Source organism: Stenotrophomonas sp. STEN083 (assembly GCF_056759195.1).
The window spans coordinates 65398-85329 of the sequence record NZ_JBRRCU010000008.1; the positions used below are offsets into that span (position 1 = coordinate 65398).

Genomic DNA, 19932 nt, shown 5'->3' on the forward strand with positions numbered 1-19932 from the left:
TCGAGAATCACGCAGGCGCCCAATCCGCCCCGCTGCGGGTGTTGGTGATCGCCAACCACCTGAGCGGCACTCATGGTCCGCACCTTTGTTGTTGTTTCTGCGTGACGGGCGCAAGGCTGGGCCTCATGACGCCTTACCCTCGCCATGGCAAATTGTGCCCAGCTCAATCGAAGGAACGTGCGTGGCGAACGGCGATCTCATCGTACTGAGACCCGAGGGCATGTATTGCCCAGCAGGTGATTTCTACATCGATCCGTCCAGGCCGGTCGGGTGTGCGGTCATCACCCATGGGCACGGCGATCATGCGCGTGCTGGCATGGGCTGCTATCACCTCAGCACCGCCAGCTTGCCTATCCTGGAATGGCGCCTGGGTATCCAGCATTACGTCTGCCATGCCTACGGCGAGCCTTTCAGGCTTGGGGCGGCGACGGTGTCGTTGCACCCAGCAGGCCATGTACTTGGGTCTGCCCAGGTGCGGGTCGAGGTAGACGGGCAGGTATGGGTCGCTTCCGGTGACTATAAGCGCCAGCCTGATCCAACCTGCACGCCGTTCACACCGGTGCGCTGCGATACGTTCATTACCGAATGTACGTTCGGCTTACCCATCTATCGCTGGCCCGAAACCCAAACGGTGATAGCAGAGATCGCGGCATGGCGCGATGAGTGTGCAGCCCAGGGAGAAGCGGCCATCCTGTACTGCTACGCCTTGGGCAAGGCGCAGCGGGTGCTTGCCGAGCTGCTGGCGCTGGGTGAGACGGCACCGGTATGGCTGCACGGTGCAGTGGATGCAGGAGTTCAGGTTTATCGACGCGCCGGGGTGGCCATGATTGAAACCCAACGTGTGGCCGACGAAGCCAAGGGAGCTGAGTTCGCCGGGCGTCTGGTAATCGCACCGCCTTCAGCAGCAGGCAGCAGCTGGCTGCGCCGTTTCCGGCGGGCCCAGCAGGGCTTCGCTTCTGGCTGGATGCAACTGCGCGGCAACCGCCGTCGTGGCAATTATGATCGCGGCTTCGTCCTGTCCGATCATGCCGACTGGCCTGCGCTGCTACAGACCGTGCGGCAAGCCGATGCGCGCCATGTAATTGCTACCCACGGCAGTACCGATGCCTTGGTACGTGCGCTCAACGAGGGTGGACTGAAGACCACCACTTTCGCCCTGTTGCGTGGCGAGGAAGACTGATGCGCACGTTCGCTGCCCTGTACCAGCGGCTGGACCGCAGCACTTCGTTACTGGAAAAACGCGCCGCGTTGGTCGACTACTTCCGCAACGCGCCAATCGAAGATGCGGTGTGGGCGCTGTGGTTGTTGACCGGGGGAAAGGTGGGTGGGGCGAAAGCGCGTATCGCCAGCAGTGCTGAGCTGCGGCAGTGGGCGGCGCAGGAGAGCGGACTGCCGGATTGGTTGGTGGAAGCCAGCTATGAGCAGGTAGGTGATCTGGCGGAGACGCTGGCGCTGTTGCTGGATGATCCAGCTGCTGCAGCAGTCGATATCGGGCTTGGGCAATGGATCCAGCAGCGGCTTCTGCCGGCGGCCAACGCGCCGCCGGAACAGCGCCGGGCGGTGATAGTCGACGCATGGCGGCAGCTTCCGATGCGTGAACGGTTTGTCTTCAACAAACTGCTGACCGGCGCGTTGCGAGTCGGCGTATCGCAGGGATTGGTACAGCAGGCGCTTGCGGAATTGACCGGGCTGGATGTTTCGTTGATAGCGCAACGTATGCTTGGCTTCAGGTCGCCAACCGCGGGCTTCATGCAATCGTTACTCGCCGGCGGGCCACAGCCCGGTGATACCGCCTTGCCCTATCCCTTTTTCCTTGCCTCCGCACTTGAGGGCGAACCTGTCTCGTTGGGGCCCGTCGAGGATTGGTTGTTGGAGTGGAAATGGGACGGGATTCGTGTGCAGCTGATCCGCCGTGGCAGCGACATAGTGCTGTGGTCACGCGGGGAGGAGCGCATGGACGGGCGATTCCCGGAGATCGAGGCAGACCTGGCCCGGCTCAGCCAGGATGCCGTCATTGACGGAGAATTGCTGGCGTGGCGTGGCGATGAGGACAAGCCGTTACCCTTCAGCGCCTTGCAGACACGTATACAACGGCGCAAGCCAGGACCGAAGGTGCTGGCGCAGACACCTGTGCGGGTGTTGGCCTATGACCTGCTGGAGCTGGATGGGCGGGATCTGCGCGAACAGACGCTCCGGCAGAGAAGGCAGCTGCTGACCGGGTTGGTGAGCAGGCACGACTCTCCGCTGCTGCAACTCTCCCCGCAGATCCACGCGCAGGATTGGCATGCGGCCGCGCAGCTGCGCGATGAAGCACGCCAGCGCGGAGTTGAAGGCTTCATGCTCAAGCGTCTGCAGTCGCCATACCGACATGGGCGCAAGCGCGGTGATTGGTGGAAGTGGAAGGTGGATCCGCTCACCATCGACGCGGTCATGCTCTACGCACAAAGCGGCCACGGGCGCCGCAGCACCTTGTACACCGACTACACCTTCGGTCTTTGGGATGGCGACAAGCTGGTGCCGGTTGCCAAGGCGTACTCTGGCTTGAGCGACAAGGAGATCCTTGAGCTTGATCGCTGGATACGAGCGCATACCACTGAGCGCTTTGGCCCGGTACGGGCGGTCGAGCCGCTGCAGGTGTTCGAACTCGGCTTCGAGGGGGTCAATCTGTCGGCACGGCACAAGTCCGGGGTGGCGGTTCGCTTTCCGCGCATCCTGCGTTGGCGCCGCGACAAAGCTGCCAACGAAGCCGACCTGCTTGAGAGCCTGCGTGCGGTGGCGCAGTGAACCCCGGGCGTGTTGTCGGGATAAAGCGCTTCGAACAGCCGCTGACGCAATGGTTCGCGCTGCGTGGCTGGAAACCCGCCGCGTTCCAGCGGGAGGTCTGGCGGCGCTACCGCGAGGGGCAGTCGGGCTTGCTGGTGACGCCAACCGGTAGCGGCAAGACGCTGGCGATGATCGGTGGCCCTTTGCTGCAGGCGATGATGGAGCTACCGACGGGTGAGGGAAAGCGTACGCAACGGCGCCGCACTGACCATGCGCGCGTGCGGGTATTGTGGATCACGCCATTGCGTGCGCTGGCCAGCGACACCGTTCAGGCCCTGCGCCAACCTATTGAGGGGTTGGGCTTACCGTGGACGGTGGCGATGCGCACCGGCGACGCCAGCAGCCGCGACAAGCGCTTGGCGCGGCAGGGCAAGGCGGATGTGCTGGTCATAACCCCAGAGTCATTGGCGCTGCTGCTGAGCCATCCCGACACGTTGGATCAGCTCGCCCATCTTCAGGCGATCGTCGTCGATGAATGGCACGCGTTGCTGGATAACAAGCGCGGCGTTCTGCTGCAGCTGTGTTTGGCCAGACTGCGTGAACGGCGTCCGTTGGTGCGCATCTGGGGGCTGTCTGCGACCTTGGGCAATCTTGAGCAGGCACGGCAGGTGCTGCTTCCGCATTTGCCCGATGCTGCGTTGGTACGCGCTGCGTCACCGCGAACCCTGCACATGAAGACCCTGCTGCCATTGCAGGGTGAACGCTTCCCATGGGCAGGACACCTTGGCCTGTCACAGGTGCAGGCGGTGGTGGAGCAGATCGCACAGGCGCGGACTACTTTGTTGTTCACCAACACCCGCGCCCAGGCAGAGCTGTGGTACGAGGCGCTGCAAGCGGTCTGGCTGCAAGATGACGAGGAACTGGCGCTGCACCACGGCTCGCTGGATCTGGGATTGCGGCGGAAGGTAGAGCAGGGATTGCGGGAAGCACGTATCCGCTGCGTGGTGGCTACTTCCAGCCTTGATCTTGGCGTTGACTTCCCGACTGTGGACCAGGTCATCCAGCTGGGAAGTCCCAAAGGCATGGCGCGGCTGCTGCAGCGCGCTGGACGTTCACGGCACCGACCAGGTGAGGCAGGCAGCATCGTCTGCGTACCAACGCATGCACTTGAACTGGCCGAGTTCGCGGCGGTGCGGCAGGCGCTGCGTGCAGGCGACGTGGAGTCGCGGCGGCCGCTGACAACGTCGCTGGACGTGCTCGCGCAACATTGCGTGACGCTCGCGTTGGCTGGCGGCTTCGATCCTGATCAGCTATTGGCGGAGGTGCGGACAACCCATGCTTTTGCCCACCTGTCACTGGATGACTGGACGCAGGTACTGCAGTTCATCACCCAGGGTGGCAACGCCCTGCAGCACTACCCTGAATATTGCCGCGTCATCCGCGATGTGGATGGCATCCATAAGGTGATTGATCGCCGCGTGGCCCTTCGTCACCGGCTTTCCATTGGCACGATCAGCAGTGATGGTGCGTTGCTGGTACGCATGGCACGTGGTGGCGCACTCGGTAGCGTGGAAGAAAGCTTCCTGTCCCGATTGCGTCCAGGTGATCTATTCCAGTTTGCCGGTCGCACCCTGCGCCTGCTGCGCTTGCAGGACATGACGGCGTATGTGCGGCCAGCGAAGCAAGGCGGCGGCGTGGTCCCCCGATGGCAAGGCGGGCGAATGCCGATGTCCACGGACCTGGCAGCACACGTAGCGGAGGTGCTGGCCAACCCGCCAGCGACGCCCGAACTGCGAGCCTTGCGCCCGTTGCTGGTATTGCAGTCCCAGCTGTCCGCGATGCCAGGCCACGGCCAATTGCTGGTCGAGCAGATCAAAACACGCGAAGGCTTGAATCTTTTCCTGTATCCGTTCGCGGGCAGGGCGGTGCATGAAGGACTCGCGGCCGTGCTTGCTTTGCGTTGGAGCCGAAGTGCAGCGGCTACCTTCTCTTTTTCAGTGAACGACTATGGATTGGTGGTGACGGCGACATCCGTCCCGTTGCTGGATGAAGCCGACGTGGCCGCTCTATTGGTGCCGGACGCGCTGCTGCAGGACCTGCAGGAGGCAGTGAACATGAGCGAACTGGCACGAAGGCAGTTCCGGGAGATCGCCCGGGTCGCAGGACTATTGCCACCGTCAATTCCGGGTCGCGCCCTGCGTAGCCTTCGCCAACTGCAGGCATCGAGCAGCCTGCTCTATGACGTGCTCCGCCAATATGATCCCGGACACATGCTGCTGCGTCAGGCCGAGCGCGAAGTACTGGAACTGCAACTGGACGTTGCGACCTTGCAGCGTGTCGTGGACGAGTGCGCCACCCGCACGCTGTTGTTCGCCCAACCACGCACGTTGACCCCGCTGGCCTTCCCGCTCTGGGCCGAATCCAGGCGTGGCAGTTTTAGCACTGAGGATTGGAAGCAACGCGTCCGTCGGGCTGCGCAGTTGCTGGAAGCGCGGCATGGTTGAACACCTGCAAATGGTGCTAGCAGGCGAGGCGGTTACGCTGTTGGCGGACCGTGCACTTTATTGGCCGGCGCGACAACGGCTGATCGTGGCCGACCTGCATCTTGGCAAGGGTACGGTAATGCGCCGTGCCGGAATCGCGGTTCCCAGCGGCGGTACTCGCAGTGACCTTGCGCGTCTGACCACCTTGCTGGACGTGACCGGGGCGGCTTCGCTCTGGGTTCTGGGTGACTTTCTACATGGTGCCCGTTCAGAGGGCAGCGACGCGGTCTGGCAGCAGTTCCGCCAAGCGCACTCGCAGCTGGCAATGGCTGTCGTGCCCGGTAACCATGATCGTGCTCTGGATGCCGGAGCCGCGAATGTGGAGCTGATTCCCGACGGTACCTGCGATGGTCCTTTCGTTTTCCGCCACGCACCTGAGGAGCCGGGTAGCGCGCCTGGTCACACGCTTTGCGGTCATCTGCACCCGGTGCTCAAGTTGCCTGCGCTGAGCGCGCATCCGCTGTTCTGGATTCGCAATCGCTGCACCGTCCTGCCAGCCTTCTCCCTGTTTACTGGCGGCCTACGGGTTGAGCATCGCCAAGCGCGGGGCAGCGTGCTCTGCAACGGAGAAGATCTCGTGCAGCTCGACTGACAGCGTCGGTCAGCGCATTGCCGTCGGTCGTTGGGCTGCGGCCAATCTGGTGTTGTTCAAATTCATCGGTAGCAATGGAAGCGTGCGGCTGCGATAACAGCGAAGAAGCCCTCGTTCGACGCGGAAAAATTTGGATGAGATCACAGATCGGCGGTTTTTCCGGCTGTTTTTTCCTGACCTTCACATGCGCGATCCTATATACGACCAGCCGGAAAGCAGGGGCAACAACAGGAGACCAAGCTGTGAAAAGCATGAAACTCTATCTGGAAGGGCCAGGACGAGAGCGACGTCCTGTCACGGTCGTTTCGACAGAGAGGAAAAGCTTCAGAACCATGCTGGACGTCCCGGACAGGCGCGCCGTCGCTGCCGGGTTGGGACGCATGGTCGAGGTGAATACCTTGATGGATGAAGAGGGAAACCTTGCACAGCAAATTGATAGCGAGGGCTTCAGATACCGGTTCCAAGGATCTGAACTGCCCTGGTCATTGATCGTCGGTTGATTGAGGCGGGCCCCAGCAGGGGCCCGCTTTTCCTGTTCAGGCCGCCAAGAGCCCAGCAAGGCGGGCAATCAGGACCACAGACGCAGGCCGCAGAACCCGAATGCCAGGGCTTCTTTATGAACGGCACGGTTCCTAAAACGTCGATATCCGGGTAAACAGAAGCCTGTCCTGAATTCAGGCGATTGTTTGCTGTATACCAGTGAGGCTAGTACAGGGTGGGTCCCGAAAAGGGAGAAGTATCTTGAACGGATTGAGCATGTTCCTGGAAGGTCCAGGGCTGGAACGTCGCGCAGTGCAGCTGCTGCGAACCGAACGCGTTCCGCTTGATACCTTGCTGCTACACGCGACAAGCAGGGCGGCGGTAGCGTTGATTGATCTCCACGTATTGATTGACAACCGCGGCAACGTAGCCACGCAGGTAGACCATGAAGGCCTGCGTTACCGTTTCCCGGAGTCCAATGCCCCTTGGGCGTTGATTGTCGGCTGAAAGCCACGGGTAGCGGATGGAATCCGCTACCCCCTGTTTCCGGGGAAGCTGCAGCTCTCACGCGTCATTAAGCTGGTTGCCGGTCCTTACGCGCTGACGGCAAAAAGAAGCACAGTCACATCGAATTCCGCCGCCCTCATCCTCCTCGATGAGGGCGGGCAGGGAAGGGCTGTACTGCGGTCTGCGCGTGGAAGTCAGATCGCTGTTGCTACCGTTGAATTCACGCACGATCACCCTTCGCTATCGCTGTGGCCGTTACAAAATCACGCTCATCCCAAGGAGAGCCGTCATGGCCAGAAAGACAGATAGCGCCCAGGTGACCGAGTTGCTGTTGCAGGCGCTGGAGACAGAGCGTGGCGGTCAGAAAATATATGCAGCAGCTTTGCGTGCGGTCCAGAACGACGATCTGCGCAAAGAATGGGAGGGCTATCTCGAAGAGACCCGTGGGCATGAAGAAACTATTACCCGCGTCTTCGAACAGCTCGGCCTGGATACGGAGGCCGATAGTCCGGGCCGACAGGTAGTGGCGCATCATGGGAAATCACTGGTAACGGCCATCCAGATGGCGATCAAGAACGACACGCCGGCCGCTGCGGAATTGGTTGCAGCCGAGTGTGTTGTGCTGGCCGAAACCAAGGATCACCAGAACTGGGAGTTGATCGGGAAGGTCGCCGAGCAAGGCGGAGCGTCTGCAAAAGTACTCAAGCAGGCATATGAGGCTGTTGAAAAGCAGGAAGACCATCATCTGTATCACACAGCCGGTTGGGCACGGGAGCTTTGGCTGCAGAGCCTGGGGATCCCTGCGGTTTTGCCGCCGCCTGAGGAAAAGAAAGACGTGGAGACAGCCATCGGTGCCGCGCGCGCCGAGAAAGCACGCAAGGACTATCTCTGATCCGGTTTCGTGGCCCGCGTGTTCCTCCGTGGCCGCGTTTATGGTGTCGAAAGCTAACGCCGCATAGCGCTGCCGGATCGTGACCGGAGTCTGGCGTGGGCCATAACTGAGACCCACGCCAAACCGGTCAGTCCGGAGCTTTGGCGGGAACGAAGGGAGACACCGGGTCGCTGGCGGGGAATGTCTCTTCCAGCGCCTCATCATGATTCGAACTCTCATGCTCTTTGCGCTTGCGACGCTCATGGCTTGACTCAGGGCAGTCACGCTCCTCGGAGGGCTCTGGCGGGTCCTTGCGGTCTCGTATCATCTTGGTGGCTCCTGCAATTGAACGGCGCCAGCAAGGACGCTGCGTTGCTGGCAACCCCGAATGTGATCCACTGGCTGCTAGCCGGGTGTGGAGAACTGACAGAGCGCTGTGAAGAAAACGCTAGGCGATCGGGGCGCGTCGTTATTCTTGGTTAGCGCCTGTCCGCGTAGGGTTGCAGAAAGATCGAACAGAGGAAGGGCAATGGCGCGCACAGCACCGCGGGTTCATACCGAACAAGCAGACATCGAGCAGCTCAAGGCCTTGCAGCTGGCGCTTGATGCAGAGCTTGTGGTCGAACTCCGCATGAAGGATGGGAGGGTATTGAAGGGGACTGTGACCGAACGACCTGCCGTGCAGCAGTTTCGCGGCCCCGATGAGGTGGAGGGAACCAATGGCCAGGTTCCGCTGGATGTGCCCGGTGAAGGGGTGCAGCTGCTATGGCTGGATGAGATCGAGCACGTAACGCGACTGGGAAGCAACTGATGAAGTGAGCAGTAGGCCGTTCTGGCTGCAGGGCTCCACCCCGCTGGCTTCGATCCTGCATCGAAGCCTCAGCCCCATGAACCGAGCGGTCACTACTCGGTCGTACTGTTGCCCCTGCGCTTGCGACGTGACACCCATTGGCCTGCCAGCGCAGTAAGCAGCAAGCAACTGTTGGTGACGACGAAGATCGCGTTCCCTACCATCACCGAGTAAATGACAAACAGCATCGAAGCCGCTGCCTGGCCGACGAACAACCAGGTTGAGAGCGCCTCCGGGTGTTCAGCGTTGGCCTGTTTGACGATCTGCCGGATCAAGGTGGCCAGCAGTATCACCGACGCTGCCCAGCCAACACACTCTGTCAACAATTCTTTATCCATTGATCGTCAGACAAAGAGTGCCGTTTCGGTGACGCCAAGTTGCAGGGCAAGTTTGGCCAGCTCATTGGCAGCGGCGGTCCCGTCACCTTGCTGCGAGACAGTATCGAGTATGTCGCGATAGGCCTCCCAGAACTCTGGCCCGCTACCATGCCGTTTGTACGAGGCATGCAGGCGCGTCCACTGCTCGGTTGAGAGGACTTGTGCGCTGATTCCCATAATCAGATCGCCTGGAGGATAGATGCCAGCGCTGCGCCGAACACGAAGCACAACAAAGCGGTTTTTCGCGAAAGGGTCCGTGCGACGGTCATCATGCTGGCTCCGTTCGGGTCTAGCAGCATGCTGCCAAGCTCGGAGTTAAGCGCTCGTCCCCGACTGCCACCGTTTTGCGAAGGCTTCTTCACAAGTCGCTGCCGCCCCCGAACGAGTGAGCGAGGGCTAACGCTGGAACTTCACCCGTTCAGGCCGATGCAGGCCAAAGCCTTGGGCGTAGTCCACGCCCAAGGAACGCGCCGCCTCGCACAGGTGCCCGGAGCTCACGCCCTCGGCAACGACTTTGAGGCCCCTCTGATGGCCTATCTTGGCAATGGCGCTGATGATGGTGTGGCTGATCGGGTCGGTATCAAGGTCAACAATAAAGCTGCGGTCGATCTTGATCAGGTCCAAGGGAAGATTCTTGAGATAACCGAACGACGACATGCCGGCGCCAAAGTCATCGAGGGCGATGCTGCAGCCAGCACAACGCAGACGTTCGACGATGCTCGCGACCTTGACCAGGTTGCGAACCGCGACAGTCTCGGTGACCTCAAAGCAAAGCTGCTGTGGCGGCACCCCGTGCTCTGCGATGCAGCCAAGGATGAAGTCAGCCAATCCCTCATCCTCGATGCTGGCGCCTGACAGATTGATCGCACAGCTACCAAGTGATTGCGCAGTGAGGTGGAGGTTGTTGAAGTTTGACAGGGCTTTCCGGATCACCCAGCGGTCGATGGTGGGCATCAAGCCGTAGCGCTCGGCGGCAGGCAGAAATACGCCAGGCAGCACGATGCTGCCATCTTCGTCCCGCAAGCGCAGCAGCAGCTCGATGTTGGTAGCGGTGTCGGCGCCGGTAAGAGAGATGATCTCCTGGTAGTCAAGCAGCAGCCGGTCCTGTTCCATCGCCCAGCGCAGCCGGTTGACCCATTCCATCTCCCCCTGGCGCCGGCTTGTCTCATCGTCCTCACGGTACACGTGGACACGATTGCGTCCATTCTCTTTTGCCATGTAGCAGGCGGTGTCCGCCCACGCCAGCAGGTCCTTCAGAGTGGGCAACTGCTGGTCTATCACCACCATGCCGATACTGCAGCTGACCTTGTAGCTGCGTTCCTGCCACGCGAACAGCAGGGTTTCTATGCTCCTGCGAATCTGTTCCGCCAGTTCCAATGCCCCACCGGCGTCAGCATGAAAGGTCAGCAAGCCGAATTCATCACCGCCCAAACGCGCCAAGACATCACCACTGCGCAGTTGCTGGCGCATTATCAACGCGAGTTGCTCCAGCAGCTGGTCGCCCGCCATATGCCCGGACACGTCATTGATGAGCTTGAACTGGTCAAGGTCGATGTATAGCAACGCCCACATGCCATTGATCGCTGCTGTGGAACGGTTCTTCAGTATCTCTTCCAGATGCCGCTCGAACTCACGACGGTTGTAGAGTCCAGTCAGCGCATCATGTGCGGCCTGGTAGCTCAGGCGATCGGTCAGTTCGCGTTGTTCGGAGTTGTCGGTTGCTACCAGCAGTAGATGCGGGGTGCCGTCCACATCTACTTCAGCCATCGATGCATTGGCCCAGAAGCTGTTGCCATCTGCCCCGCGCAGCTCGGCATCAAGCTGGTTCCAGCCACTGCGGAGATCCGCGGGATCACGGGACCGGGCCTGCAGTTGTTGATCTAGAAACAGCGAAGACAACTGTAAGCCAGTGGGATCACCCAAACGCTTGCGCGCTGCCTGGTTGGCGTACACGATCTTCCAGTCGCGGGCATCGACCAGCAGCACCAATGCTGGCAGCAGCTCATTGAGGGCACGAAAGCGCCGCTCGCTCTCGCGGTAACGTGAGCTCATCTGCGCCCCCAAGGCCAGGGCCTTGCGCTTCGTTACCGCCAGCGACCACAGCAATGCCGATAGCAGCAGGCTGATCATGCTCCCGGCGATGACGATGGTGTCCAACCGGCCGATGGCGAAAGGCTGCGGGCGGGGCTGCATCTCCAGGAGCCAGTGTCTGCCGCCAAAATCCAGTTGACGGTACTGCACCGGCAGCCCGGCAGCAGCTACCGCGCCGGAATCATAGAAGGGCTGGGCGTCCGCATCCGTATCGCGGATCCGCACCCGGAAGCCATCCAGGATGGACGGTTCCAGCGCGCTTTCGATCAGTGGCTGCAAGCGGATGCCGATCGCCAGCGCGCCGATCTCCCGAGCCTGCCGCTCTCTCGCTGTCGCCGGCGTTGGACCATTGGAATACACCGGTAGGCGGAGCGTAACGCCTAGCGGACTCTGTCCCGGAGACGCGTGTTGGCGCAGGGTAAACGGGGCTGAAACAGTGACGGTATCGGTATCCCTGGCACGCAGCAGGGCTGCGAGATTGGCCGGTTGGGTGACCATGTCAAAACCCAACAGACTGGTGTTGCTTTGGTACGGGGACACAAACTCATAGCGGTAAGCCGCGTTGTCGGTTTGCGGTCGATCCAACTGCGTGCGCCGAGCAAAAGCGATCGAGGTGTAGGCCTCGCTTCCATCGTGCAAACGCGCGTAGTACTGACTGAAGCCAGTCTGGTCCATCCGGTCGTTGGCCAGGAAGACCGTCTGCATGGCACGCAGGATGGATGCTGCGCGTTCGAGCGGTACCCGCAGCTTGGCAACGCTGGTGTCGGCCATGGCGCTGCGTGCGTCTGCCACCCGATGCTGCAGGTCCGACCATTCGCGATAGGCGATGACCGCCGTGCAGGTCAGGCCGAACAACAGGCCTGCAATCGCCCAGGCGAGCGGCGGTAAGCTGCCACCACGGGCAGGCAAGGCGTTCGCAGATGCTTCGTACTCTGGTTGTATGAAATTCACGTGCCCGTTCGGCTCCTGCGCAATGTTGTGCCATGAGGAACATGCAGCCCGCCTTGTACTGGCCAGCTGTAAAAAAAGTCAAAACAACGCGAAAGCTACCGCTATGCAACTTCCGGCCGTTCCGGGCCGAGTATTGGTATCGGCGTGGGCCGGGTGATCTTGATGGAGCGACCGCTACGTTTGCGACCAAGCCCGTGGCATGACGTCCGGGAACAAGTTAACGCAATTCGGTTGACAGGCAGTCATCGTGCGGATGCCCGATTTCACGCCACCGTAGCCACTCCTAGACTCGGCGATGACATCGAAGGGGTAGATTACCAATCAAAACATCCATGAAACGATGTGGATCCGACACCGTCTGGAGGCCCCATGAACGATGACAACGCAACAACGTTGATAGGGCCAAGTCAGGGCGTAGCGCATCGAATTTTTGCCCTTTTCGAGAGTGTGCGCCCATTGAAGCACCGACGTTCAGTGCTGCTGCGGTGCAGCGACGTCTGCGCGGGGTGGACGCCGATATGAGCCTGGCCGACTACCGCCGCAAACGCCGCTTCCAGCATACGCCTGAACCTGAACCGGGCAAGCCGTTGCGAAAAGGGCGGCGTGCAATATTCGTCGTGCAACTGCATCACGCGAGTCGACGCCATTATGACTTTCGCCTGCAGATTGGTGACACGCTGAAGAGCTGGGCAGTGCCCAAGGGACCGAGCTATGACCCATCCGTGAAACGGATGGCGGTCGAGGTGGAGGACCATCCCATCGCCTATGCAGAGTTCGAGGGGCAAATCGCCAAAGGCCAGTATGGCGGCGGGCATGTGGCGCAGTTTGACCATGGTATCTGGGCAACCAGAGGCGACCCCGAGACGCAGTTGGACAAGGGACATCTGCGGTTTGAACTGTTTGGCAACAAGTTGAAAGGCGGCTGGCACCTGGTGCGCTCGGGCAAGCCTGCGCGTCAACCGCAATGGTTGTTGTTCAAGGATCGCGATGCGTATGCCGGTGTCTTGGAAGCCGACGACCTGCTGGCCGATGTAACACCGGCGCCGGAAAGCGACAAACAACGTGCCGGCCGCGGCAAGACTGCAAAGAAGCAGCTTGTTACCCCGCCCGTGACGTCGGGTCGGCGCAAGGATTGGGCCAAACGCGCCTTATGCTTGAAGGGTGCTCGCAAGGGCAGGGTGCCGACAGGACCTTTCCAGCCGCAACTGGCAAAGCTGGGCCAGACTCCGCCCAAGGGGGAGCACTGGCTGCACGAGCTCAAGTGGGATGGTTATCGCATCCTGGTCACCGTGGCAGACGGCAAGGTGCGCCTTTGGTCACGCAATGCCGTGGAATGGACGGCGCGATTGCCCGAGATCCGCGAGGCGTTGGAAGGGCTGCGACTTGACTCGGCGTCGCTGGATGGTGAGCTGATCGCAGGAAGCGGGGCACAAGAGGATTTCAACCTGCTGCAGGCGACCCTCTCAGGAGAGCGGCAGGGTCGGCTCACCCTGATGCTGTTTGATGTACTGCACCTGCAAGGCGTAGATGTCGCCAACGCGCCGCTGATCGAACGCAAGGCGCTGCTGCAGGACCTGCTGAAGGGGGTATCACCCCACCTCGCTTTCAGCACGCACGTGGACGCCGATGGCGAGACGGCGTTCCGTGTCGCCGCAGAACAGCACTTTGAAGGGGTGATATCCAAGCGTTCGGACCGGCCCTATCACCCAGGTCGCAGCGACGATTGGCGCAAGACCAAGCAACTGGCTTCGGATGAGTTCGCCGTGGTGGGCTTCACTGCGCCGAAAGGCGCGCGCACCGGCTTTGGCTCCCTGCTGTTGGCCAGCCCGGATGCCCGCCATGGCTGGCGCTACGCCGGCAGGGTAGGCACGGGGTTCGACGACGTGATGTTGAAGCAGCTGATGCGCAGACTTCGGGGCGGCGACAGTAAGCCCAGCGTCCATGTTGGGGCCACCGAGACCGACCTGCGCACGGCCACATGGTTTGCTCCCCGCTTCGTGGTCGAGGTGTTCTACCGTGGGAAGGGAGGCCAGGCCTTGCTGCGGCAGCCCTCGCTGAAGGCCCTGCGGCTGGACAAAGACGTGGACGATCTCCTTGATAGCGATCAATCTCTTATGGCTCAACAGAAAACGACTGGCGCCAAACGCAGCAAGCCTAAGACAAAGGCTGCAAATACCGAGCTGCCAACGCTCTCCAGCCCGGCCAAGCGCTTGTTTCCCGCAGACAACATCAGCAAGCAGGACGTGTGGGACTACTACCTGGCAGTTTCCGATCATCTGCTGCCGGAAATTGTCGGGCGCCCCTTGTCGGTGATCCGCTGCCCGGCTGGCATCGAACGCCAGTGCTTCTTCCAGAAACACATGACTGCCGGTATCGAGCGGGTATCCACCGTCAAGCTCAAGGAAGAGTCGGGATCACAGGCCGACTATCTGGTAGTCGATGATCTTGCTGGTTTGATGGAGCTGGTCCAGTTCAACGCCTTGGAGTTCCACCCCTGGGGAGCGAGGGCAGACACACCGGATATCGCCGACAGAGTGGTGTTCGACCTTGACCCAGGGCCTGATGTGCCATTCGCGGAAATGAAACGCGCTGCGACGGATATACGCAAGCTATTGCTTGGCATTGAACTGGAATCCTTCCTGCGCGTATCTGGTGGCAAAGGCCTGCATGTGGTAGTGCCGCTCGCACCGGGGTGTGATTGGGAGTTGACCAAGCGCTTTGCACATGGCTTCGCCGATGCATTGGCCCAGTCACAGCCGGACCGGTTCCTGGCCACCGCCACCAAGAGCCGCCGAAATCGCCGCATATTCGTCGACTACCTGCGCAACGGGCGAGGTGCAACAGCGGTCGCGTCCTATTCGATGCGGGCACGTCCTGGCGCGCCGGTGGCGTTGCCTCTTGCATGGAGTGAGCTGACGAAGTTGCACAGGGCCGATGCTTTCACCATCAAGGATGTGCCGGCAAAGCTGAAGCGGCGCAGGAAGGATCCGTGGGCAGAAATGGATTCGCTCAAGCAGAACCTCTCGCGCTGGGCCAATGACACATAGTCGCAGGCCTGCTGTCCGAAGCCGCTGGCTTCGCCCAACTGTCCCAAAGAGACTACAGCCGCAGCACGCGAAAAACGCAGCATCAATCCAATCGAGGAAATCACGATGACGAACGACAAACCCTCCGCAGGACGGAAAGAGGAAAAGACGCGCGCCGACGGAACCCCGGGCACGGATGCGGCACGCGAGCAGGACACGAAGGAGCAGTCCGACCAGAAAATGCAGGAGGAGAAGCTGCGACAGTCCAACCAGATCGACAAGGGACCGTCGGCATGCAATCCAAGCGGGCGCCGCTAGTCGCACCGGCGCGATTGATGGTCCTTTCGTGCGCTGTGAGGTGCTGCGGCGTCGATGAGGCATCAATGGAACTGAAGCGTTTTTTCGTCATGGCCATCAGCATCGAGATAGCACAACCTCGATCGGCTTCACGTAAGACTGACCTGGTCTGCAGTTAGCTTGTTCAACTTTCAAGTGGGCTACTCCTCATGGTCAAGCATTGGAGTCGCAAACGAATGATCTGGACGATCCTGATTACCGCCCTGGTCACGTTGTTGGCGACCGTGGTAGCGATGAATTTCAAGACGTCGGACAAGAAGCTTGAGCGCAAAATCGAGCACCTCTACGCCGCGAATACACCGCAGTTCCGCAGGGAAATGGCAGTACTGCTCGGGCCCGGAATGGTGCCTGGAAATCGCGTGACCGAACTGCAGAACGGTGACGCGATATTCCCCGCCATGCTGGAGTCCATCCATTCGGCGCGGAAGACGATCACCTTCGAAACCTACATCTACTGGTCGGGGCAGATTGGCCAGGAATTTGCGGACGCTCTTGCCGAGCGTGCCCGGGCAGGGGTGAAAGTAAAGGTGATGGTGGATTGGATGGGTAGCTTGAAGATGGAGCGCAGCCTGATTGACCAGATCCGGGACGCCGGCGCGGAGGTACATCAGTACCGTCCACTCAAGTGGTACAACCTGGGGCGCCTCAACAACCGGACCCATCGAAAGCTGCTGGTCATTGATGGCCGGGTGGGGTTTACCGGTGGAGTAGGGGTAGCCGACCAGTGGAGCGGGCATGCCCAGGACAGCGAGCATTGGCGCGACATGCATTTCAAGATCGAGGGCCCGGTTGTGGCGCAGGTGCAGGCAGCCTTCAACGACAACTGGATAAAGACCACCGGTGAAGTGCTCAACGGGGTGGACTACTTCCCGCAGATCGCTCCAGTCGGCGAGATGGATGCCCATATGTTCGTGGCATCACCGTCTGGCGGTAGCGAGAGCATGCATCTGATGTACCTGATGGCCATCGCAGCAGCCGAGCACAGCATCGACCTGCAGGCGGCGTACTTCGTGCCCGACGAGCTGATCATCAAGGCGCTGATCACTGCACGACAGCGGGGAGTGCGGGTTCGCGTAACGGTGCCCGGCAAACACATAGACTCCGAGACCGTTCGCTTGGCCTCGAAAGCACATTGGGGGGAGTTGTTGCTCGCTGGCGTTGAGATCTACGAATACCAGCCAACGATGATGCACAACAAGCTGCTGATCGTGGACGGGATAATGAGCTCCGTGGGTTCCACGAACTTCGACGTGCGCAGCTTCCGGCTCAACGATGAGGCCAGCCTGAATATCTACGACGCAGCGTTCGCTGCGCGGATGACCGAGGTTTTCGAGGCGGACCTGAAGCCGACGATCAAATATACCCATTCGATGTGGGCGCAGCGGCCGTTGAAGGAGAAGATGATCGAGAAGTTCGTTCTTCCAATAAAATCGCAGCTGTGACAAGTCAACTACAGTGTGTGTTCTTCACATTGCATGACTGCAGACTAACGTTGACGTGCGCAATGTACGTGCTGCGATATCACCATCGCGCCGTTAGATGAGGTGAGCTGTGAGCACCCCCACGCCAACCGATCCGAATGCGCCTCGCGAACCGGGAACTCCAGACCCGATGCGGGATCCCCGGAATCCTGATCGCCCGAACCCTGACTTGCCTGGCAACGACAATCCCGACTTGCCACCGGTTGATCCGGAGAGAGGACCTCCAGTCCCGGATCATCCAGACAAAGACAGCGCAACTTGAACACGATTGCGGAACGCTTGCCAATTGAAGCCTAGAAGGTCGAATCATGTCTGAACCCAAGAAGTCTGCTGCCAAATCAGCTACCCGCACAACGTCCAGAACGCCCCCCAAAAAGCAGGCTACGAAGCGTGGCGAGGATGGGGACGCCCAGCGTACAGCGACAAGGCAGCGCAATCTTCAGGGTCGGGCAAAAAGGCTCGATGCCGTCGCCGGCAAGCCGGAAAAGCCTACGCCGGTCCAGGCAGGACCACGCAAGCAACCAGCTCGCATGCCTGCCCAGAGCATTCCCAAGCCCGGTGCCGAAAGCGCGCTTGATCTGGCCCCACGCTACATGGCGCCAGACTACGTAGGCAGCGGCAAATTGCGGGGCCTGCGTGCACTCATCACCGGTGGTGACTCAGGCATAGGCAGGGCAGTGGCGGTTCTGTTCGCGCGTGAGGGGGCCGACGTCGCTGTCTTGTATCTCAGCGAGCATGAGGATGCGAAGCTGACCTGCAGCAAGGTAGAGGAGGAGGGCACGCGGAGCCTTGCCATCAGCGGTGACGTGCGTGATCCCTCCTTCTGCGACAAGGCAGTGAAGAAAGTCGTCAAGACGTTCGGCGGCGTCGATATCCTGGTCAACAATGCCGCGTTCCAGCTGCATTGCCATCACCTGGAAGATCTCCTGGATGAACATCTGCAGGAAACGCTGCAGACCAACATCGCCGGCTACATCCAGATGGCGCGGGCGGTGCTGCCGTACATGGAGCAAGGTGGCAGCATCATCAATACCGGTTCGGAAACCGGTATCTTCGGCAGCCCATCGCTGATCGACTATTCCTCGACAAAGGGTGCTATTCATGCCTTCACCAAGGCGTTGGCAACCCAGCTGCTGCCGCGCGGAATTCGTGTGAACTGCATTGCCCCAGGCCCGGTATGGACGCCGCTTAACCCTGCGGATAAGGCAGCGGATGATGTTGCTGAATTCGGTGCTGACAGTGACATGAAGCGACCCGCCCAGCCCGAGGAACTGTCACCGGCCTACGTATTTCTGGCCTCTCCGATCACCGCGAGCTACATCAGTGGCATCGTTCTGCCCGTAATGGGCGGTCCGCATGGCTGATTTCTATTTCTGGTAACAGGAGAACCATGCTGTTGCCGCTTGTCGATGGTATTGAATCCTCCGATGAGTCTGATTCAGTGCGATTGCACTATTTGGCCCAGCCCTTCGGGCACAACCGGGAGACCCGACGCTCATGCAGATTCAGCAGTACGAAGAGCGACTTCGAGTTGCCATGCTGCAAAGTAATGTAGCTGCACTGGACGATCTGATTGACGACGATCTGCTGTTCGTCGGGCCCGGAGGCCAGATCTATACGAAGGAAGATGATCTCCAACTGCATCGTTTGGGTGCGCAGCGGGTGTCCCAAGCCGACTGGTTGGCTGTCGAGGTGCGCCACTACGGTGCAGTATGCATCACTGTCGTGACTGCGCAGCTCTCTGGCACGTTCTTGGCAGAACCCTTCTCGGGCCGGTTCCGCTACATCCGCACCTGGGCAGAGCGTGAAGGCATCTGGCGTGTGATTGCAGGTAGTGTGTCCGTGGTTGCTGCTGAGAGCTCGTAACGCGCGCCGTAGTGCAGCATCCTTCTGCATCTGATCGCTATCATTGACGGCTTCGTTAGTAGTACAGGCTGGACGTCGTGAAGAGCGCATTGGTGATATTGCTGGGATTGGGGGGCAGTGATGGCGGCGGCTGCGCAACTCAACGGCCCGCAGCGGTTGCGGGCTGCCCGCCAGGAAACGTTCGAGCGGCTGCGGTTTCCGTCGCGCGATGGTGCAGCCTTCACCGGTGCTGAGGTACGGGTGGTGAAACAGCTGCAAGGACGGTTCGATGGTATGCAGCAACCGGGGCCGCGCTGGATGGCACAGGCCTCAGACGATGCATTCTGGTACTGCGTAGGGCCCGGGCCAAGTTGGTATCTGGCCATTCCGATTTCAAGGCGTAATGGCTTCCAGTGGGATATCGACTGGGTGGTACGCCCTTTGGACGAGGGCCGCATGCGTGCCGCGCTGAACGGCGACACCGAAGCTTTACGATTGGCCTTTGGCGAGCAGACCGCACGGGGATGAGCGGAAATTGGGCACGACGAGTGTGCAGATTTTTGTTTAGACGGAACTTTGAAACGCCTCGGTTTGAGGCCGGCCACTATTCCGGAGCATGTCCGCTTCTGGCCAGAAGCGGGGTGCGGGATTAGAGATGTTTATCGGGGGTAGGGAAAGGCAACTTCCGACCCATAGCGGCCATTGTTGCCGCCGCAGAGCTTAGCGCTGGCTCCGGTTATACGCTGGCTTGTTAGCCGGACCCAGTCGCCCTAAGATCGAGCCGTATCGAGGGGAAAGCCCACCATGCCGTGCTTTGTGGGTAAGTCGTATAACCGGACCCACGGGTCCGTCTATTAGGTAGTTAGGCCCTATGGAATACATCGACGTCGAGTGAAAACACCAGAGCACTGCTGATCCAGTGCGCCTAGTCTCGGAACTCAACGCAGACCGATACGAAACGCGCAAGCTGGAATTCTTCCCTATGGGTAGGGTTGGCTATGCATCTCAACAAAGCGGTTCGCCCGGCACCGGGCTTGGCATCGTTCCGGTTCCGCCGCTGGCGGAGATCAATCACATGAGCTCAATGGCGTCACTATCAGCGCTCAAGGCTTCGAGAGTTTATGGGCTGCCAATGAGCCGGCTAGGGCCTAACAGTTCATTCAAACCAAACTCGCTTCGCGGCTCGGCTTAATTTTGG

At 60.4% G+C, this 19932-nt stretch carries 17 protein-coding genes and 1 pseudogene; 15 read left to right on the plus strand and 3 right to left on the minus strand.

The genetic code is table 11. The annotated features are described in order from the left end of the window. Window positions 1-154 precede the first annotated feature (154 nt). The 8 genes from ACVOK8_RS04495 to ACVOK8_RS04530 all read left to right on the plus strand — a co-directional run bounded on the left by ACVOK8_RS04495 (window position 155) and on the right by ACVOK8_RS04530 (window position 8567). A complete protein-coding gene (locus tag ACVOK8_RS04495) occupies window positions 155-1180 on the plus strand; it encodes a ligase-associated DNA damage response exonuclease (RefSeq protein WP_481565764.1) in 1026 nt (341 codons plus the stop codon). Then, a complete protein-coding gene (locus tag ACVOK8_RS04500; RefSeq protein WP_481565765.1) occupies window positions 1180-2784 on the plus strand; it encodes an ATP-dependent DNA ligase in 1605 nt (534 codons plus the stop codon). The genes ACVOK8_RS04495 and ACVOK8_RS04500 overlap by 1 nt, the downstream gene beginning before the upstream one ends. Then, on the plus strand, window positions 2781-5267 hold the full coding sequence (locus tag ACVOK8_RS04505) for a ligase-associated DNA damage response DEXH box helicase (RefSeq protein ID WP_481565766.1): 2487 nt from the start codon (window positions 2781-2783) through the stop codon (window positions 5265-5267). The genes ACVOK8_RS04500 and ACVOK8_RS04505 overlap by 4 nt, the downstream gene beginning before the upstream one ends. Next, complete coding sequence (pdeM, locus tag ACVOK8_RS04510) at window positions 5260-5898, plus strand: ligase-associated DNA damage response endonuclease PdeM (RefSeq protein WP_481565767.1); 639 nt, start codon at window positions 5260-5262, stop codon at window positions 5896-5898. Before ACVOK8_RS04505 ends, pdeM begins: the two co-directional genes overlap by 8 nt. A gap of 134 nt (window positions 5899-6032) precedes the next feature. After that, window positions 6033-6398, plus strand: coding sequence for a hypothetical protein (locus ACVOK8_RS04515; RefSeq protein WP_481565768.1), 366 nt, complete (start codon window positions 6033-6035; stop codon window positions 6396-6398). Window positions 6399-6639: 241 nt separating this feature from the next. Next, on the plus strand, window positions 6640-6885 hold the full coding sequence (locus tag ACVOK8_RS04520) for a hypothetical protein (protein ID WP_481565769.1): 246 nt from the start codon (window positions 6640-6642) through the stop codon (window positions 6883-6885). Between the two features lie 289 nt (window positions 6886-7174). After that, a complete protein-coding gene (locus tag ACVOK8_RS04525; protein ID WP_481565770.1) occupies window positions 7175-7777 on the plus strand; it encodes a hypothetical protein in 603 nt (200 codons plus the stop codon). 508 nt (window positions 7778-8285) lie between these two features. After that, window positions 8286-8567 carry a DUF3247 family protein gene (locus tag ACVOK8_RS04530; protein WP_481565771.1) on the plus strand — a complete coding sequence of 94 codons (282 nt, stop codon included), beginning with the start codon at window positions 8286-8288 and terminating at the stop codon, window positions 8565-8567. Between the two features lie 92 nt (window positions 8568-8659). Here the strand turns inward: ACVOK8_RS04530 and ACVOK8_RS04535 are convergent, their stop codons facing one another. The 3 genes from ACVOK8_RS04535 to ACVOK8_RS04545 form a co-directional block, all read right to left on the minus strand. Further along, window positions 8660-8944: a hypothetical protein gene (locus tag ACVOK8_RS04535; protein ID WP_481565772.1), complete on the minus strand. Its 285-nt coding sequence runs from the start codon at window positions 8942-8944 to the stop codon at window positions 8660-8662. Between the two features lie 6 nt (window positions 8945-8950). Beyond that, window positions 8951-9160: a hypothetical protein gene (locus ACVOK8_RS04540; protein WP_481565773.1), complete on the minus strand. Its 210-nt coding sequence runs from the start codon at window positions 9158-9160 to the stop codon at window positions 8951-8953. Between the two features lie 219 nt (window positions 9161-9379). Next, window positions 9380-12025 (minus strand): bifunctional diguanylate cyclase/phosphodiesterase, encoded by a 2646-nt coding sequence (locus ACVOK8_RS04545; protein WP_481565774.1) that lies wholly within the window; start codon window positions 12023-12025, stop codon window positions 9380-9382. Between the two features lie 518 nt (window positions 12026-12543). On the opposite strand from ACVOK8_RS04545, the gene ligD reads away from it, so the two are divergent. The 7 genes and pseudogenes from ligD to ACVOK8_RS04580 form a co-directional block, all read left to right on the plus strand. Further along, window positions 12544-15072: a DNA ligase D gene (gene ligD / locus ACVOK8_RS04550; RefSeq protein WP_481565775.1), complete on the plus strand. Its 2529-nt coding sequence runs from the start codon at window positions 12544-12546 to the stop codon at window positions 15070-15072. Window positions 15073-15177: 105 nt separating this feature from the next. Further along, window positions 15178-15369: a hypothetical protein gene (locus tag ACVOK8_RS04555; protein ID WP_481565776.1), complete on the plus strand. Its 192-nt coding sequence runs from the start codon at window positions 15178-15180 to the stop codon at window positions 15367-15369. 215 nt (window positions 15370-15584) lie between these two features. Continuing rightward, window positions 15585-16850, plus strand: a complete 1266-nt coding sequence (gene cls / locus ACVOK8_RS04560) for a cardiolipin synthase (RefSeq protein ID WP_481565777.1) — start codon at window positions 15585-15587, stop codon at window positions 16848-16850. Between the two features lie 347 nt (window positions 16851-17197). Further along, window positions 17198-18253 carry an SDR family oxidoreductase gene (locus tag ACVOK8_RS04565; protein WP_481565778.1) on the plus strand — a complete coding sequence of 352 codons (1056 nt, stop codon included), beginning with the start codon at window positions 17198-17200 and terminating at the stop codon, window positions 18251-18253. A 133-nt stretch (window positions 18254-18386) separates the two neighbouring features. After that, window positions 18387-18755, plus strand: coding sequence for a nuclear transport factor 2 family protein (locus ACVOK8_RS04570; protein WP_481565779.1), 369 nt, complete (start codon window positions 18387-18389; stop codon window positions 18753-18755). Window positions 18756-18875: 120 nt separating this feature from the next. Continuing rightward, window positions 18876-19262 carry a hypothetical protein gene (locus ACVOK8_RS04575; RefSeq protein ID WP_481565780.1) on the plus strand — a complete coding sequence of 129 codons (387 nt, stop codon included), beginning with the start codon at window positions 18876-18878 and terminating at the stop codon, window positions 19260-19262. A gap of 379 nt (window positions 19263-19641) precedes the next feature. Next, window positions 19642-19926: pseudogene (locus ACVOK8_RS04580) on the plus strand (DUF6881 domain-containing protein); the annotation flags it as partial. Window positions 19927-19932: the final 6 nt, after the last annotated feature.

Bases quoted from the DNA above. Each gene is read 5' to 3' on its own strand.
- ACVOK8_RS04500 (WP_481565765.1), top strand. From the start codon at position 1,180: ATGCGCACGTTCGCTGCCCTGTACCAGCGGCTGGACCGCAGCACTTCG.
- cls (WP_481565777.1), top strand. From the start codon at position 15,585: ATGATCTGGACGATCCTGATTACCGCCCTGGTCACGTTGTTGGCGACC.
- pdeM (WP_481565767.1), top strand. From the start codon at position 5,260: ATGGTTGAACACCTGCAAATGGTGCTAGCAGGCGAGGCGGTTACGCTG.
- ACVOK8_RS04540 (WP_481565773.1), bottom strand. From the start codon at position 9,160: ATGGGAATCAGCGCACAAGTCCTCTCAACCGAGCAGTGGACGCGCCTG.
- ACVOK8_RS04575 (WP_481565780.1), top strand. From the start codon at position 18,876: ATGGCGGCGGCTGCGCAACTCAACGGCCCGCAGCGGTTGCGGGCTGCC.
- ACVOK8_RS04570 (WP_481565779.1), top strand. From the start codon at position 18,387: ATGCAGATTCAGCAGTACGAAGAGCGACTTCGAGTTGCCATGCTGCAA.
- ACVOK8_RS04515 (WP_481565768.1), top strand. From the start codon at position 6,033: ATGAGATCACAGATCGGCGGTTTTTCCGGCTGTTTTTTCCTGACCTTC.
- ACVOK8_RS04535 (WP_481565772.1), bottom strand. From the start codon at position 8,944: ATGGATAAAGAATTGTTGACAGAGTGTGTTGGCTGGGCAGCGTCGGTG.
- ACVOK8_RS04555 (WP_481565776.1), top strand. From the start codon at position 15,178: ATGACGAACGACAAACCCTCCGCAGGACGGAAAGAGGAAAAGACGCGC.
- ACVOK8_RS04525 (WP_481565770.1), top strand. From the start codon at position 7,175: ATGGCCAGAAAGACAGATAGCGCCCAGGTGACCGAGTTGCTGTTGCAG.
- ACVOK8_RS04530 (WP_481565771.1), top strand. From the start codon at position 8,286: ATGGCGCGCACAGCACCGCGGGTTCATACCGAACAAGCAGACATCGAG.
- ACVOK8_RS04565 (WP_481565778.1), top strand. From the start codon at position 17,198: ATGTCTGAACCCAAGAAGTCTGCTGCCAAATCAGCTACCCGCACAACG.
- ligD (WP_481565775.1), top strand. From the start codon at position 12,544: ATGAGCCTGGCCGACTACCGCCGCAAACGCCGCTTCCAGCATACGCCT.